The organism is Noviherbaspirillum autotrophicum, assembly GCF_000818395.1.
GTDB lineage: Bacteria > Pseudomonadota > Gammaproteobacteria > Burkholderiales > Burkholderiaceae_D > Noviherbaspirillum > Noviherbaspirillum autotrophicum.
Genome location: NZ_JWJG01000028.1, coordinates 4910113 through 4924642, shown reverse-complemented (window position 1 = coordinate 4924642; position 14530 = coordinate 4910113). Strand labels below are relative to the sequence as shown.

The following is a 14530-nucleotide window of genomic DNA, read 5'->3' as shown; positions in this document are numbered from 1 at the left end:
CACTCTTCCTTGGTAAAGCCGACAAGAATTTGGCGGCGCATGTTCCAACCGGACGATGCCTACACCCATGTCAAGCCCGACCGCCGATACCGATGACTTCGCCAGCGCCGAGGGCCACGACGACTATCGTGCATGCCTGCATGCGCTGGCGCATTTCAATCCGGCGATGATGTGGATGTGCGACGCCAACGCACAATGCACTTACGTGAGCCCGTCGTGGCTGCAGTTCACCGGCAGGACGCTGGAACAGGAGCAGGGCGACGGCTGGCAGGAGGGCGTTCATCCGGATGACCTGCGCGGCTGCCTTGCCCTGTTGCGGGACGCGATGCGGCAGCGGCAGCCCGTGACGCTGTCCTACCGCCTGCGGCGCGCCGACAGCGCCTACCGCTGGGTGCAGTCGCGCTCGGCGCCCTGCCATGACGCGCGCGGCACATGCACCGGCTACGTCGGCTGCTGCATCGACGTCACCGAGCAGCGCGCCGCCCTGCTCGATACCGAAGAGCGCTTTCGCCTGCTGGTGCGCAGCGTGAAGGAATACGCCATCGTCACCCTCGATACCCGCGGGTGCATCACCAGCTGGAATGAAGGTGCCGAGCGCATGACCGGCTATACGGCGGCCGACGCGATCGGCAGGGAATGCGCCAGCTTCTTCCGGCCGGAAGATCGGGAAATGCGGCTGCCGCAGCAGCTGTTCGCCGCCGCCGAGCGCGACGGCAGTCTGGAAGTGGAGGGCTGGCTGGTGCGCCGCGACGGCCAGCCGTTTCTCGCCATGTCGTCGATCACGGCGCTGCGCGACGAGGCGGGGCACCTGCGCGGTTACGGCAAGGTGGTGCGCGACATCACCGAGCGGCGCCTGCTGGAGTCGGAGTTGCTGCGCGCTAAGGATGAGTTGCAGATGCTGGTCGACGTGTCGCCGCTGGCCATCCTGCTGCTCGATGAAGCGGGGCGGGTGATGCTATGGAACCCGGCGGCCGAGCGGCTGTTCGGCTGGCGGCGCGATGAAGTGCAGGGGCGGGTGCCGCCCATCACGCCGGAACAGGACATGGCGCAATTCCGGAAAATGCTGGCGGATGAATTGCGCGGCGCGCGGCGCAACGGCATCGAGCTGACGCGCCGGCGCAAAGACGGCGGCCTGGTCGAGGTCGCCTTGTGGGCCGCGCCCTACCAGGGCGGCAAGGACGGTAGCCGCGGCTCGCTCCACCTGTATGCCGATCTGCGCGAGCGCAACCTCACGCTGGAGCGCCTGAAGGAAGCCAACAGCCGGCTGCACCGCCTGTCCGAGCGCATGCTCGACGTGCAGGAAAATGAGCGGCGCCATATCGCGCGCGAGCTGCATGACGAAATCGGCCAGGCGCTGACGGCCGTGAAGCTCAAGCTGGAGTCGCTGGATAACTGTTCCGGGCCGGAGTGCCGCACGCCCATCAGGCACAGCGTGGCCATGTGCGACGATACGCTGGCGCGGGTCAAGGGGCTGTTTCTCGGCCTGCGCCCGCCGCAGCTCGACGACCTCGGGCTGGTCGCCGCCGTGCGCTGGCATCTCGACCAGCAGGCGCGCGAAGCCGGCTTCGACGCCTACTTCCATGCCGACGACTTGCCGCGCCTGGCGCCCGGCCTGGAAACCGCGATTTTCCGCGTGATCCAGGAAGCCTTGACCAATGCCGTGCGCCACGCCGAGGCGCGCCATGTCTCGGTCAAGCTGGAAGCGTACCGTGGCGCGCTGCAGATCAAGGTGCGCGACGACGGGCGCGGATTCGACGTGGCAGCCGGCAGGCCGCTGCAGGCACGCGGCGAATGCATGGGATTGTCCGGCATGGAGGAGCGCATCACGCTTCTGGGCGGGCGTTTCGATGTGCGCTCCGAACCCGGCAAGGGTACGATGGTGTGGGCGGAAATTCCGCTGGCGGGCGAAAAATAAGGTGAGCAAGTAAGGAAACCATCATGGCATTGCGTGTCCTACTGGTCGACGACCATACCCTGGTGCGCGCCGGCATCCGCAGCCTGCTGGAGCGCGTGCCGCAGGTCGAGTCGGTGTGCGAAGCCGGTTCCGGCGCGCAGGCGCTCGAGATCGTTGCGCAGCGCGCCCCGGACATCGTACTGATGGACATCGGCATGAAGGGCATGGGCGGGCTGGAGGCGACCGCCCGCATCAAGGCCGAATTCCCCAAGGTGCAGGTCGCCATCCTGTCCATGTTTTCCAGCGAGGAGCATGTGATGCAGGCCCTGCGCGCCGGCGCGTCCGGCTACCTGTTGAAGGATGCCGCCACCGGCGAACTGCCGCTGGCGCTGGAGTCGGTGGCACGCGGCGAAGTCTATCTGTCGCCGCCGATTTCCAGGCAGATCGTCGAGGCCTACATGCGGCGCACCGGCAGCGGCAGCCCGTCGCCGGACATGCTCACGCCGCGCCAGCGCGAGATCCTGGTGCTCATTGCCGACGGCGCCAGCACCAAGCAGATCGCCCGCCAGCTCGACCTCAGCCCGAAGACGGTCGAGACGCACCGCGCGCAGCTCATGGAGCGCCTCGGCATTCACGACTTGGCAGGGCTGATCCGCTTCGCGGTGCGCACCGGCCTGGTGGTCGACGCCGAGTGAGCGGTCGTCCGCTCAAAATTTCCAATAGAAAACTCAGGTATTACCCCGATAGCAATCCGTATCCACGCTCGCTAGAGTGAAGAAAGCGCGTGTGGCCATGCCCATCCCGCCTGTTTTCTTGCGTGCGTGCAAGGCCAAATGCTTCGGGATCGCCTTGCAGGCCAAGCCTGCGGTGGCATCGCGATATCTCACCGCTGTGAAAACTCTTTTGATTTCTTATTGTCAAAAAATATGAATGAGCGGAATCAGGTTGCCGCCTACGAAAAAATCACACGTTCCTACCGGAGGCCGTCTCAATGGATGTGAAAGCGACATTGCGCAAGGACCGTATTTCTTTGTCGCAAGGATACGAGATCGACGAGCAGGAGATTCGCCACCGCAAGCAGTTTCTGCAGTTTGATGACGCCGATGAGACACGCCTGACCAGCATTAACGAGCTGGCGGAGCAGTATGCCGATGTGGTCATCGACGACTTTTACACACACTTGATGTCCTTCGATGAAACCCGTTCGTTCTTCAGCGATCCGCAATTGCTCGAACGGGTGAAGAATGCCCAAAAGAGGTATTTCCTGCGCCTGACAAAGGGTAATTACGACGCCGAATATGTCGAGAACCGCTTGAAAATCGGTGCCGCGCACGAGCGCATCTCGCTGCCGATCAAGTCGTATCTCGGCATGTACAACTTCTACCTGCGCGCGGTGGCCGGTCGCGTGTTCGATGCCTACAAGCATGATCCGGGGCGGGCGCTCGACATCTTCCTTTCGCTCATGAAGCTGACGTTCCTCGACATGGGCCTGGCCATCGATACCTATGTCAGTTCGCGCGAACATACCATCGGCGACCAGCAGGAAGCGATCCGTGAATTGTCTACGCCGGTGCTGCCGTTTCGTCCTGGCATCCTGATCCTGCCGATCGTCGGCCTGATCGATTCCTACCGCGCCAGCCAGCTTACGGAACAATTGCTGCGCGCCATTCGCGACAACCGTGCCAAATACGTGGTCGTCGATATCACCGGCGTGCCCTATGTCGATTCGCGCGTGGCCAGCCACCTGGTGCAGACGGTGGAGGCGGCCCGTCTGATGGGAGCCAAGGCGATCATTTCCGGCGTGTCGCCGGAAATCGCGCTAACCATGGTGGCCATCGGCGCCGATCTCGGGCGCGTCGAGACGGTGGGCGATATGCAAAGCGGAATCGAACGCGCCGAGCAGTTGAGCGGTTACCGCATGGTCAAGATCGACAAGGAAGATCCACAAGACGAACGGAGCTGGTGAGGGCCCCATGCTCGTTCCCATTTTGAAACAGGAGCATTGCCTGATTGCATCCATCCAGGGCGAACTCAGCGACGCCGAATTGCTGCTGCTGCGCGACCAGCTGGTGGCGCAAGTGCGGCAGCACCGCTCGCGTGGCGTGGTGATCGACGTGACGGTGCTCGACATCATGGATTCATTTGCCGCGCGTACCCTGCGCAGCATTGCGCAAATGACCAAGCTGCTCGGCGCGCAAACGGTGATTGCCGGGATACAGCCGGAAGTGGCCATGTCGATGGTGCAGCTTGGCCTCACCCTGGACCACGCCATGATCGCGATGGACCTGGAGGACGGCCTGGCGCTGCTGCGGACGCGCGGAGCAAGAGAGAATGATGTCGGCCATCAGCCATGACACCGCCATGCCGCTCAGCTCCGACATTGACGTGCTCAAGGCGCGTCAGTGCGGCAAGGAGTTGGCTGCTTCGCTGCGCTTTTCCACCAGTGAATTGACCATTATTGCCACCGCGATTTCCGAAATCGCCCGCAATACGGTGCTGTATGCCAAGGATGGCTGGATGGAATTACGCGTGATCCAGAAGGGCAACAGGCGCGGGTTGCTGGTGATCGCCGAAGATGGCGGCCCCGGCATCACCGACCTGTCGCTGGCGATGCAGGACGGTTACACCACATCGCGCGGCCTTGGCATCGGCTTGCCCGGCGCCAAGCGGCTCATGGATGAATTCGAAATCGCATCGGAAGTCGGCAAGGGAACCACCATCATCATGAAGAAATGGGAACGATAGATGACTGCCGGCTCCACGCCGCTGTTCGACTACTGGGTCGCCACGCGGCCGATACCGGGACAATCCGAATCGGGCGACCAGTTTCTGGTGGCCCCGTTTGACGGCGGCGTGCTGATTGCCGTGGTGGATGGACTCGGGCACGGCGCCGATGCCGCCAGCGCGGCCCGCGCCGCGCTGGCCACGCTGGCAACGCATGCGGGCGAGCCGGTCGTGGCGTTGGCGCAGCGCTGCCATCACGCCTTGAAACGCACGCGCGGCGTGGTCATGAGCATTGCTTCCTGCAATGCGGCCGATAACAGCCTGACCTGGCTGGGCATCGGCAATGTCGAAGGCATGCTGGTGCGTGCCGATGCGCCCGCCGCCGGCAGGCGCGCCAGCCTGCTGCTGCGCGGCGGCATCGTCGGCGACCGGCTGCCGACCTTGCTGCCGGCCACCCTGCCGTTGCACCGCGGCGACCTGCTGTTTTTTGCGACGGATGGCATTCAAAGCGCGTTTTTGCGCGACATCCAATTTACGGAACATCCACATGAATTGGTGTATCAAGTTTTCATGGAACATAACAGAAGCACGGATGATGCGTTGCTGCTGGGGGGAAGATGGACAAACGGCGAAATGACGCCGGAGGGCGCAGGCGGCTGAAGGCGGCTGCGGCCCCCGTGCATCAGACTCTCAAGTTCGTGCATGCGGAAACGGACACGCAGGCCGGGCAGGGCGACTTCCGCCATGCCTACCGCGCGGCGCTGCTCGATTACCTGAGGGGCTTGCCCGACGAAGATGCGCTGCTGCATGCCTACGACCTGGGACGACGCGGCGTGGCACAGCAGATGAGCATCCTGGATCTGGGCGAGATCCACCAGTCGGCCATGCTGGCCGCCGACACCGAGATACGCCCGCTGCCCGGCAAGGACGCGGCTGTCGTCATCGCCAAGGGCGCGGAGTTCTTCGGCCAGGTGCTGGCGCCGTTCGACATGATGTACCGCGGCTACGCCGAAACCATTGCGCAGCTGCGCACGCTCAATGCCGCGCTGGGGCAGAAGAGCGAGGCGCTGCGGCGCAGCGAAGAGCGCATGCGCTTTTTCATCAAGCACAACCCGGCGGCCATCGCCATGCTCGACAAGGATCTGTGCTACGTGCTCTACAGCCCGCGCTGGCTGCTCGACTACCGGCTGGAAGAGGCCGACCTGAACGGCCTGTCCCATTACGATGTGTTTCCCGAAACGCCGCAGCGCTGGCGCGACGCGCACCGGCGCTGCCTGGCCGGCGCCACCGAAAAGAGTGACGACGACATGTTCGTGCGCGCCGACGGCACGATCGATTACGTGCGCTGGGAAATCCATCCATGGTATGACGAGCACCAGGAAATCGGCGGCATCATCATCTTTTCCGAGGTGATCACCGAGCGCAAGAATCAGGAAAGAAAGATCGCCCGCCTGACCCGCATCCGCGAGATCATGAGCGCGATCAATGCGGCCATCGTCCGCATCGGCGAGCGCGGCGCGCTGGTGCGCGAGGTGTGCCGCATCCTGGTCGAATACGGTAAGTTCAACATGGCCTGGATCGGGCTGGGAACGGCCGGCCGGCTGAACGTGACGACGGCCGAGGATGGCGGCGGCAAGAGCAGCGCCGAGGTGATCGAAGAGCCGGCATTGCTGGAGCGCGCGCTCAAGGAAGGCAAGGCGATCGTCTGCAACGACATCGCCGTCGACCGGCGCATCGCGCGCAAGGAAGAGCACTTGCGGCGCGGCTATCGCTCGCTCGTGGTGTTCCCGCTGTCGGCGCTGGACAAGACGGCCGGTCTGTTATCCATCTACGCGGGCGAGGCCCGATTCTTCGACCGTGACGAAATGAAGCTGCTGTGCGAAATGGCGGAAGACATTTCGTATGCGCTCGACCACTTGGCAAAGGAAGAGCGCAGCAACTATCTCGCGTATTACGATTCGCTGACCGACCTTCCCAACCGCGCCTTGTTTTTCGACCGCTTGCAGCTGCATGTCGAATCGGCGCGGCGCGAGCGGCAGCGCATGGCCGTCATCGTCCTCGATTGCGAGCGCTTTTCCAACATCAACGACACCTACGGGCGCCACGTGGGCGACGCGGTGCTGCGGGAAGCGGCTTCCCGCTTAAAGCGCCAGGTGTCTTCGCACGACACGCTGGCGCACATTGGCGGCGACCGCTTTGCGTTGCTGCTCACCAATGTTGGCGCGGCCGGCACCGCCCATCTGCTGGAAAAACTGGTGCATGAGTGCTTCAACAGCGCCTTCCAGGTCGGCGGCAATGAATTGTACGTGTCGGTGAAGGCCGGCATTGCCATGTTCCCCAGCGACGGCGACGAGCACGACCTGATCTACAAGAACGCCGAAGTCGCGCTCAGGAAGGCCAAGCGCAGCGATGAGGCCTACCTGTTCTACCGGCCTGAAATGAATGCCAGCGTAGCCAGGCGGCTGACGCTGGAAAACCGCCTGTACCGCGCGCTGGAGCGGGAGGAATTTACGCTGTACTACCAGCCGAAGATCCACACCGCCAGCGGCAGGATGGTGGGCATGGAGTCGCTGCTGCGCTGGAACGAGCCGGAGTCGGGGCTGGTGCTGCCGGCGTCGTTCATTCCGATCCTGGAAGAGACGGGCATGATTCTGCAGGTCGGGCAGTGGGTCATGGAAAAGGCGGTGTCGGACTTCCTGCGCTGGGCCGGGCTGGGGCTGGCGCCGCCGCCGATTGCGATCAACGTGTCGGTGATCCAGCTCCGGCACCGCAACTTCGTCAACGCGCTCAAGAGCATCCGCGACAAGATCCCGGACAACACCCATGTCCTCGATCTCGAAATTACCGAAAGCATCATGATGGAAGATGTCGATCAAAACATCCCCAAGCTGCAGGCGGCCAAGGAAATGGGGATGAAGATCGCGATGGACGACTTCGGCACCGGCTACTCGTCGCTCAGCTACCTGACCCGGCTGCCGATCGATCTGCTCAAGATCGACCGCTCCTTCGTGCTCGGCATGAACCAAAGCGCCTCCGGCTTGGCGATCGTCAGCTCCGTCATTTCACTGGCGCATTCGCTGCAGCTGCAGGTCGTCGCCGAGGGCGTCGACGACAGGGAGCAGGAAAAGCTGTTAAAGCTGCTCAATTGCGACCAGCTGCAGGGCTATCTGTGCAGCGTGCCGCTGCCCTGCCACGAGATCGAGGCGCTGCTGGCGGCCTAAGGCAGCATGTGCCGCGTCGCGGGCAAATCCCTTGATCTGGATGCAGGCCGCCGCGCCTCAATTTTGTTGAAGCGCAATTCCATCCATGGCGCGACAGGCAAATTAACGCTTCTTTTAACGAGGGCGCAATGGATCTCAGGAATGCGTGGCAGGTAACACTCATCGAACAGCAGAGCCGGCAGTCTTCCGCCAGCCATCATGGCGCGTTCCTGCAGCAGGTCCGCGCACGGCAACGCCTGCGGCAGGCGCAATCGGCCCGGTTGCGGCTGGCCGCATGGGCTGCGTTTCTGGCCTGGCTGCTGGCCGGCATCCAGAGCGTGATCCGGCCCTGATTCTTCCTGCAGCGGCGACGGGGGCATGCAAGGCGGATGGCAACCCGATATCATGGCAAGCTTCACCATTCCTGTTGGCAGCGCTATGCCGGGATCGCGGAGCGGGAACGGGTTGAACGTCATCCTGATTGAGATCGTCATGCATTGGATCCTGTTGATTGTGGCCGGCCTGCTCGAAGTCGTCTGGGCTATCGGCCTGAAATACACCGAGGGCTTTACCCGCCTGTGGCCGAGCATCGGAACCGTTCTTGCCATGCTCGCCAGCGTCGGGCTCCTGGGCATTGCGATGAAGTCGCTCCCGGTCGGCACGGCCTATGCGGTTTGGGTCGGCGTGGGAGCAGTGGGCACCGTTATTCTCGGCATCGTCCTGTTCGGCGAATCGGCCGCTGCCGCGCGCCTGATCAGCGTGGCGCTGATCGTCGCCGGCATCGTCGGGCTCAAGCTGGCGTCGCCGCAATGACGGCGGGCGGGAGGCAGCGATGACGAGCGGCGGCACAACAGGCGTGAACGCATTCCAGCTCCTGCCGCATGCCGTCTTGCGCCCCTACATTGACCGCATCTGGGGCTGGGAAAGCGCCAAGGGGCATCGCATCGCGCTGCCGACCCTGTTGCCGGGCACCGGAGCCGAGGTTTATTTTCACTATCGCACGCCGTTTTGCCGCAGCAGCGCGCAGGCCGGCATGGACCTGCTGCCGCCGGCGCATCTGGTGTGCGTGCGCCGCGCGCCGATCGTGCTGCAGCCGTCCGACCAGGTCGGCTTTGTCGCCGTGCGCTTTCGCGCCGGGATGCTGCCCCGGTTTGTGCGCATTCCGATGCCCGAGCTGATGGACCAGGCTTGTGCTGTGGACGACCTGTGGGGGCGCGCGGCCAGGGAGCTGACCGAACGCATCGCCGGTGCGGCTACGTTTTCCGGCAAGGCCAGGCTGATTCAATCCTTCCTGCTGGCGCGCCTGGATGGCGGCCTGGGCGACGCTTTGGTCGAACAGGCGGTGGCCGGCATTTATCGCGAGTGCACCGCCTTGTCGGTCGAGCGCCTGGCCACGTACCTGGAAATCGGCAGGCGTCAGCTGGAGCGCCGCTTCAAGCTGGCGACCGGCCAGACGCCAGCCGAGGTGCGGCGCCTCGCCCGTTTCCAGAAGACGGTGCGATCAGTGATGCTCAACCCCGGCATCCACTATCTCGATGCAGCGCTGGCGCACGGCTACTACGATCAGGCGCATTTCATCCGCGACTTCCGGGAAATGGCGCAGTCGACGCCGCAGCGCCATTTCGACGACGCCCGCACCAGGACGCATTTTTACAATACCCCGTGGCGCGCCTGAGCGAACATGGCTGCTCCTGTCAACGAAAAGGAAAAGCCATGTTCCTGCTGCTTGCAGAACTAAATGCCGCGCCGTCCGCGACACGCGAAGTTGAAAATATATTGAAGGGACTGGTCGAGGTCGCGCGCAGCGAGTCCGGCAATCTCGCGTATGCGGTGCACCGGCAGCAGGAAAGCGCTACCGCCTTCGTGCTGTACGAGCTGTACCGGGACCGTGCGGCGTGCAACGAACACCTGGCCTCGACGCCGGTGCAGCAGGCGTTGAAGCGGTTCGAGCATTTGCTGGCCGCGCCGCCACGCATCGTGTTTTGCGATACCGTGGCCGCGGCCGGCGTGGGCTGAACCAGGCTGAGCCGGCGGCGCCTCAGGCGCCGTCCTGCCGTCCCTGCGCCAGCTCGCGCAATTCGTCGAGCGCGATCCCTGTCGTGGTGTGCGCCCAGCGCAGCATGACCAGCGGACTGACCGCCAGTTTTTCTTCCCGGATCATCTTGATGATGGGCGGCGTCACCTGCAGCCGTTGGGCCAGCGCGACGTCATCCGCCAGCTGCAGCCTGACAAGCAGGCGATCCAGCAAGCGTCCCGCATCGACATCCACCGGTTCCTGCCATCCCGGACCGGAAGGCTCTCCGACCAGGAAAGGCAGCGACGAGAGCGGGCCGTCTTTCGGCGTGTTGTTCATGGAATCGGCTCTGATGAAAATGCGCTGCATTCTCGCATTCGGGAAGAGCTTGTTCTGTACGATTCCTGACATACGCGGGAGCAACGCGGGGCGCCGCATCAGGAAGACCAGACGCCGAGTATGCGCTCGAACTGTCTGCGCACCACGAAATAGCATTCGCAACAGGCTTCTTCCAGCGCCGGTCGGTCGAGGATGGTGATTATGCCTCGGCTGTACTTGATGATGCCGGCCTGCTGGAAGGTCCGAGCCACCAGGCTCACGCTGGGCCGGTGCACGCCCAGCATGCAGGCGAGATATTCCTGCGTCAGCTGCAGCTCGTCGCCGGGAACGCGGTCATGGCTCATCAGCACCCAGCGCGCGAAGCGCTCCTCGATCGAATGCAGCCGGTTGCAGGCCACCGACTGCGACACCTGGCTGATGTAGGCCTGCAGGTAGCGGTGCGCGATGCGGCGCAGCGCCGTATCCCCGGTCACCGCTTCCCGGAAGCGTGCCGCCGGCATGCGCAGGCTTTCGCCCGGGACCTGGCACACGACCCGCTCGCTCGCCACGTCGCCGCCGATCAGGATCTCGACGGTCGACAATCCCTCGTTGCCCACCGTGCCGACCTCCACCATGGCGCCGTCCTGCATCACCGCCAGCACCGAATGGGCACCGCTGCAGGGAAAGTACACATACTCGATCGGCTTGTCGCGCTCGAACAGGACGGTGTTGAACGGCGTCGGCACCAGTTGCAGGTGGGGCGCGAGCGCCTGATAGTCTTCTTCCGGCAGCCGCGCCAGCAGGGTGTTCTTGCATCCCCGATCCGATTGTGCAATGGCAGTCATTGCAAGTCCTTCCTGAAAATGACGCGCGATACCTCATCGGCATCGCCTTGCTGATCTTGTTGGACATGCAACGAATGGCGAAGTTTGGCGTATGTTATGAACTGTTACATGTTGCAAGGCCGAAGGTCCGCGTATCTATTGCTAGGCCATTAGCGGCGCTGGGCCGGATGGTTCGCCCATCTATGGCCGCAGCGAGAAACGGACTATTTTTCTCAATTAATACCACCGTGTTAATTTAATAGTCATTTCGGTGGCGGCATGCAAGGCCTGTTGCAGGGGCGTGCGCACTTTATTTATAGGAATCCCCGGAACGATGGCCATGACAGACAACCTAGTTGAACCCGCCGCAACCGAAAGCGCATTCGCGATTCCCAAGATGGATTGCCCGTCCGAGGAAAACCTGATTCGCCTGGCGTTAGACGGCTTAAGCGAGGTGCAAAGCCTGGCGTTCGATCTGGCCGGCCGGGAATTGCGTGTCCGCCATCGCGGCTCCCCGCAGCCAGTGCTGGACCGCCTGCGTCCCCTAAACCTTGGCGCAGCGCTTCTGCGGTCGACGCCGGTCGCGTCACCGCAGGAGACGGGCGCGTATTTCCGCAGCTCTTTTTCTGTTCCGAAAATGGACTGTCCGTCGGAAGAAAGCATGATCCGCATGGCGCTCGCGGAGCTGCCCGGCATTGGGGCGCTGCGGTTCGACCTTGCCAACCGCGTGCTGGAGGTCATTCATCTCGGCCCACCGGCAGCGATCCTGGAACGGCTTGAACCGCTCCATCTGGAAGCGGCCCTGCGCGATTCGGCGCCGGCCTCAATTGCGACGCACGACGCAGCCCGTCGGCATGAGGACGCTTCCGAGGCGCGCACGCTGCGCCTTCTCCTGGCGATCAATGCAGTCATGTTCATCCTGGAACTCGTGGTGGGATTGCTCGCGCAATCAACCGGCCTGATCGCCGATTCCCTGGACATGTTCGCCGACGCCGCGGTGTATGGCCTCGCGCTATATGCCGTCGGTCGCGCCGCCAGCATGAAGGTCCGCGCCGCGCACTTTGCCGGGTGGCTGCAGATGGCGCTCGCCATAGGCGCGCTGATCGAGGTGGCGCGCCGCTTTATTGACGGCAGCGAGCCGGAGTCGGGCTTGATGATGTACATCGGGCTGCTCGCGCTGGCGGCAAACGCGACCTGCCTGATCCTGATTTCGCTCAAGCGGGATGGGGGCGCGCACATGAAAGCCAGCTACATCTTTTCTGCGAATGACGTCATTGCCAACGCCGGCGTCATCGTCGCCGGCGCACTGGTGGCATGGACGGGGTCGCCCTATCCCGACCTGGTCATCGGCACCATCATCGGCTTCATCGTACTGAACGGCGCGCGACGCATCCTGCAGCTCAAGTGAGCCAAGCCGCGGGGCGATCACGCCCTACAAGGCGGCGTGACGCTGCAAGGCCTGCGCCGTCCGCTCGTCGGCCGGAAAGAACGATTCCAGCGCCAGTTCTGACAGCGTCACGTCGAGCGGCGTGCCGAACAGGGTGGTGGTGCTGATGAACGACAGCGTGCCGGCGGGGCTCGCCAGTTGCAGCGGCACCACGACGCCCGCGTAGGCCTGGCTGCTGCCGCTTGCCTGCGGTGCCAGCCCGTCCGGCGCCGGATAGCCGCTCAACTCATGCAGTAGCTCCGTCAGCACCGGGTCGGCCGAGAGATCGATCTGGCGGCGCAGCCGCTCGAACAGGTGGGCGCGCCATTCCCAGTAATTGGCGATGCGCGGCGCCATGCCTTGCGGATGCAGGCTTAGCCGCAGCACATTGACCGGCGGCTGCAGGAGGGCGGGATCGACCCCGTCCAGCAGCGGCGGCAGCGCCTTGTTGGCTGCGACCAGGTTCCAGTGGCGGTCGATCGCCAGCGCCGGATACGGTTCATGCCCGGCCAGCACCAGTTCCATCGCCTTGCGCACGGCCTGCAGCGCCGGATCGTCCAGCTTTCGTTGCAGGAACATCGGCGCGTAGCCGGCGGCGAGCAGCAGCGCATTGCGTTCGCGCAGCGGAATGTCGAGCCGCTCCGCCAGGCGCAGCACCATCTCGCGGCTCGGCAGGGCGCGCCCGGTTTCCATGAAACTCAGGTGGCGCGTCGAAATCTCGGCTTCCAGCGCCAGGTCGAGCTGGCTCAGGCGGCGCCGCTGGCGCCACTGGCGCAGGTACTCTCCAACGGGGCGGATCGTGTTCGTCATGTTCCAATCATACCTAAGGCAACTGTACATGCCCATTACCTGCGACGTCATCGGTTCGCGCCGGAAGGCGTCCGCGCAGGTCCCGGCTGCTCCCTAACTGCCCAGCCTTTCCCGCCGCGCCAGCGCCGGAAACAGTTTCATCCATGCCGCCACCACCAGCAGCGTGCCGGCAGCCCCGATGACCACCGACGGCACCGTACCGAACCAGGCAGCGGTCAGCCCCGACTCGAATTCGCCAAGCTGGTTGGATGCGCCGATGAAGATCGAGTTGACCGCGCTGACGCGCCCGCGCATGTCATTGGGCGTGTCGAGCTGCACCAGCGACTGCCGGATCACCACCGATACCATGTCGAATGCGCCGCTGGCGGCCAGCGCGACCAGCGACAGCAGGAACGTGCCGGACAAGGCGAACACCAGGGTGGCAAGCCCGTACAGCGCCACCGAGCCGAACATGATTTTCCCTGCGCGGCGCTGGATCGGATGCCGCGTCAGCACGAGCGACACGGCCAGCGCGCCGACGGCCGGCGCCGAGCGCAGCAGCCCCAGCCCCCAAGGGCCGACATGCAGGATGTCGCGCGTGAAAATCGGCAGCAAGGCGGTGGCGCCACCCAGCAGCACCGCGAACAGGTCGAGTGAAATCGCGCCGAGCACTTCCTTGCGGTGCCAGATGAAGGCAATCCCGGCAAACAGGCTTTGCAGGCTGACCGCTTCGCGCTTCAAGGGCGCATGATCGAGGCGGACCGCCAGCGCCATGCCGATGGCGACCGAAAACAGTACCGCGCTGGTCGCATAGACTACCTGCGGCCCGGCCACGTACAGGAAGCCGCCCACGGCCGGGCCGACGATGATGGCGAACTGCGAGCCGGCGGCGCTGATCGAAATCGCCCGCGGCAGCACCGGCGGCGGCACCAGCAGCGGGCCGAGCGACTGCTGCGTCGGCATCTGGAACGCCTTGGCCGCGCCCAGTGCGACGGCGGCGGACAGGATCGCCTGCTTGTTCAGCCAGCCGCCCCAGGTGCCGGCGACCAGCAGCGCGGCGACCAGCAGCTGGCCGCCCAGGCACCAGGCGAGCACGCGGCGCCGGTCGAAGCGGTCGGCCACCTGGCCGACCACCAGCGTCAGCGCCAGCGACGGCAGGAATTGCGCCAGGCCGACCATGCCGAGGTCGTAGGCGCTATGGGTGAGGTCATACATTTGCCAGCCAATGACGACCATCATCATCTGGTTGGCCATGGTCGTCGCGATGCGACTGAGGAAGAAATGGCGGAAAGAGCGGTATTCGCGCAGCGGATTGGTCATTGCGTCACAGGCAGGCGCACA

General features: G+C 64.2%; 16 protein-coding genes. 12 read left to right on the top strand and 4 right to left on the bottom strand.

What is annotated here, in order from left to right; genetic code table 11:
• Positions 1-67: 67 nt before the first annotated feature.
• From TSA66_RS24225 to TSA66_RS24175, 11 genes are all read left to right on the top strand, one after another.
• Positions 68-1915 carry a sensor histidine kinase gene (locus TSA66_RS24225; RefSeq protein ID WP_040041864.1) on the top strand — a complete coding sequence of 616 codons (1848 nt, stop codon included), beginning with the start codon at positions 68-70 and terminating at the stop codon, positions 1913-1915.
• A gap of 23 nt (positions 1916-1938) precedes the next feature.
• A complete protein-coding gene (locus TSA66_RS24220; RefSeq protein WP_040041863.1) occupies positions 1939-2589 on the top strand; it encodes a response regulator in 651 nt (216 codons plus the stop codon).
• A 296-nt stretch (positions 2590-2885) separates the two neighbouring features.
• A complete protein-coding gene (locus TSA66_RS24215) occupies positions 2886-3860 on the top strand; it encodes a protoglobin domain-containing protein (protein ID WP_052452575.1) in 975 nt (324 codons plus the stop codon).
• Positions 3861-3867: 7 nt separating this feature from the next.
• Positions 3868-4248 carry an STAS domain-containing protein gene (locus TSA66_RS24210; protein ID WP_040041862.1) on the top strand — a complete coding sequence of 127 codons (381 nt, stop codon included), beginning with the start codon at positions 3868-3870 and terminating at the stop codon, positions 4246-4248.
• Positions 4226-4639 carry an anti-sigma regulatory factor gene (locus tag TSA66_RS24205; protein ID WP_232429538.1) on the top strand — a complete coding sequence of 138 codons (414 nt, stop codon included), beginning with the start codon at positions 4226-4228 and terminating at the stop codon, positions 4637-4639. The genes TSA66_RS24210 and TSA66_RS24205 overlap by 23 nt, the downstream gene beginning before the upstream one ends.
• Positions 4640-5278, top strand: a complete 639-nt coding sequence (locus tag TSA66_RS24200) for a SpoIIE family protein phosphatase (protein WP_040041861.1) — start codon at positions 4640-4642, stop codon at positions 5276-5278.
• Between the two features lie 17 nt (positions 5279-5295).
• Positions 5296-7839, top strand: a complete 2544-nt coding sequence (locus TSA66_RS24195; RefSeq protein ID WP_198358891.1) for an EAL domain-containing protein — start codon at positions 5296-5298, stop codon at positions 7837-7839.
• Positions 7840-7967: 128 nt separating this feature from the next.
• Positions 7968-8171: a hypothetical protein gene (locus tag TSA66_RS24190; protein WP_040041860.1), complete on the top strand. Its 204-nt coding sequence runs from the start codon at positions 7968-7970 to the stop codon at positions 8169-8171.
• Positions 8172-8310: 139 nt separating this feature from the next.
• Positions 8311-8631 (top strand): quaternary ammonium compound efflux SMR transporter SugE, encoded by a 321-nt coding sequence (sugE, locus tag TSA66_RS24185; protein WP_040042974.1) that lies wholly within the window; start codon positions 8311-8313, stop codon positions 8629-8631.
• A 19-nt stretch (positions 8632-8650) separates the two neighbouring features.
• Complete coding sequence (locus tag TSA66_RS24180; protein WP_052452573.1) at positions 8651-9493, top strand: AraC family transcriptional regulator; 843 nt, start codon at positions 8651-8653, stop codon at positions 9491-9493.
• A 38-nt stretch (positions 9494-9531) separates the two neighbouring features.
• Positions 9532-9834 (top strand): putative quinol monooxygenase, encoded by a 303-nt coding sequence (locus TSA66_RS24175; RefSeq protein ID WP_040041859.1) that lies wholly within the window; start codon positions 9532-9534, stop codon positions 9832-9834.
• A 22-nt stretch (positions 9835-9856) separates the two neighbouring features.
• Here the strand turns inward: TSA66_RS24175 and TSA66_RS25865 are convergent, their stop codons facing one another.
• Both TSA66_RS25865 and TSA66_RS24165 read right to left on the bottom strand, forming a co-directional pair.
• Entirely contained in the window at positions 9857-10201 is a 345-nt protein-coding gene (locus TSA66_RS25865; protein ID WP_052452572.1) for a hypothetical protein, read from the bottom strand.
• A gap of 68 nt (positions 10202-10269) precedes the next feature.
• On the bottom strand, positions 10270-10995 hold the full coding sequence (locus TSA66_RS24165) for a Crp/Fnr family transcriptional regulator (RefSeq protein WP_040041858.1): 726 nt from the start codon (positions 10993-10995) through the stop codon (positions 10270-10272).
• Between the two features lie 319 nt (positions 10996-11314).
• On the opposite strand from TSA66_RS24165, the gene TSA66_RS24160 reads away from it, so the two are divergent.
• Complete coding sequence (locus tag TSA66_RS24160; protein ID WP_052452706.1) at positions 11315-12382, top strand: cation transporter; 1068 nt, start codon at positions 11315-11317, stop codon at positions 12380-12382.
• Between the two features lie 24 nt (positions 12383-12406).
• Here the strand turns inward: TSA66_RS24160 and TSA66_RS24155 are convergent, their stop codons facing one another.
• Complete coding sequence (locus TSA66_RS24155; protein ID WP_040041857.1) at positions 12407-13210, bottom strand: helix-turn-helix domain-containing protein; 804 nt, start codon at positions 13208-13210, stop codon at positions 12407-12409.
• 93 nt (positions 13211-13303) lie between these two features.
• Positions 13304-14509 carry an MFS transporter gene (locus tag TSA66_RS24150; RefSeq protein WP_040041856.1) on the bottom strand — a complete coding sequence of 402 codons (1206 nt, stop codon included), beginning with the start codon at positions 14507-14509 and terminating at the stop codon, positions 13304-13306.
• Positions 14510-14530 lie beyond the last annotated feature (21 nt).

Bases quoted from the DNA above. Each gene is read 5' to 3' on its own strand.
- TSA66_RS24225 (WP_040041864.1), top strand. From the start codon at position 68: ATGTCAAGCCCGACCGCCGATACCGATGACTTCGCCAGCGCCGAGGGC.
- TSA66_RS24220 (WP_040041863.1), top strand. From the start codon at position 1,939: ATGGCATTGCGTGTCCTACTGGTCGACGACCATACCCTGGTGCGCGCC.
- TSA66_RS24215 (WP_052452575.1), top strand. From the start codon at position 2,886: ATGGATGTGAAAGCGACATTGCGCAAGGACCGTATTTCTTTGTCGCAA.
- TSA66_RS24210 (WP_040041862.1), top strand. From the start codon at position 3,868: ATGCTCGTTCCCATTTTGAAACAGGAGCATTGCCTGATTGCATCCATC.
- TSA66_RS24205 (WP_232429538.1), top strand. From the start codon at position 4,226: ATGATGTCGGCCATCAGCCATGACACCGCCATGCCGCTCAGCTCCGAC.
- TSA66_RS24200 (WP_040041861.1), top strand. From the start codon at position 4,640: ATGACTGCCGGCTCCACGCCGCTGTTCGACTACTGGGTCGCCACGCGG.
- TSA66_RS24190 (WP_040041860.1), top strand. From the start codon at position 7,968: ATGGATCTCAGGAATGCGTGGCAGGTAACACTCATCGAACAGCAGAGC.
- sugE (WP_040042974.1), top strand. From the start codon at position 8,311: ATGCATTGGATCCTGTTGATTGTGGCCGGCCTGCTCGAAGTCGTCTGG.
- TSA66_RS24180 (WP_052452573.1), top strand. From the start codon at position 8,651: ATGACGAGCGGCGGCACAACAGGCGTGAACGCATTCCAGCTCCTGCCG.
- TSA66_RS24175 (WP_040041859.1), top strand. From the start codon at position 9,532: ATGTTCCTGCTGCTTGCAGAACTAAATGCCGCGCCGTCCGCGACACGC.
- TSA66_RS25865 (WP_052452572.1), bottom strand. From the start codon at position 10,201: ATGCAGCGCATTTTCATCAGAGCCGATTCCATGAACAACACGCCGAAA.
- TSA66_RS24165 (WP_040041858.1), bottom strand. From the start codon at position 10,995: ATGACTGCCATTGCACAATCGGATCGGGGATGCAAGAACACCCTGCTG.
- TSA66_RS24160 (WP_052452706.1), top strand. From the start codon at position 11,315: ATGACAGACAACCTAGTTGAACCCGCCGCAACCGAAAGCGCATTCGCG.
- TSA66_RS24155 (WP_040041857.1), bottom strand. From the start codon at position 13,210: ATGACGAACACGATCCGCCCCGTTGGAGAGTACCTGCGCCAGTGGCGC.
- TSA66_RS24150 (WP_040041856.1), bottom strand. From the start codon at position 14,509: ATGACCAATCCGCTGCGCGAATACCGCTCTTTCCGCCATTTCTTCCTC.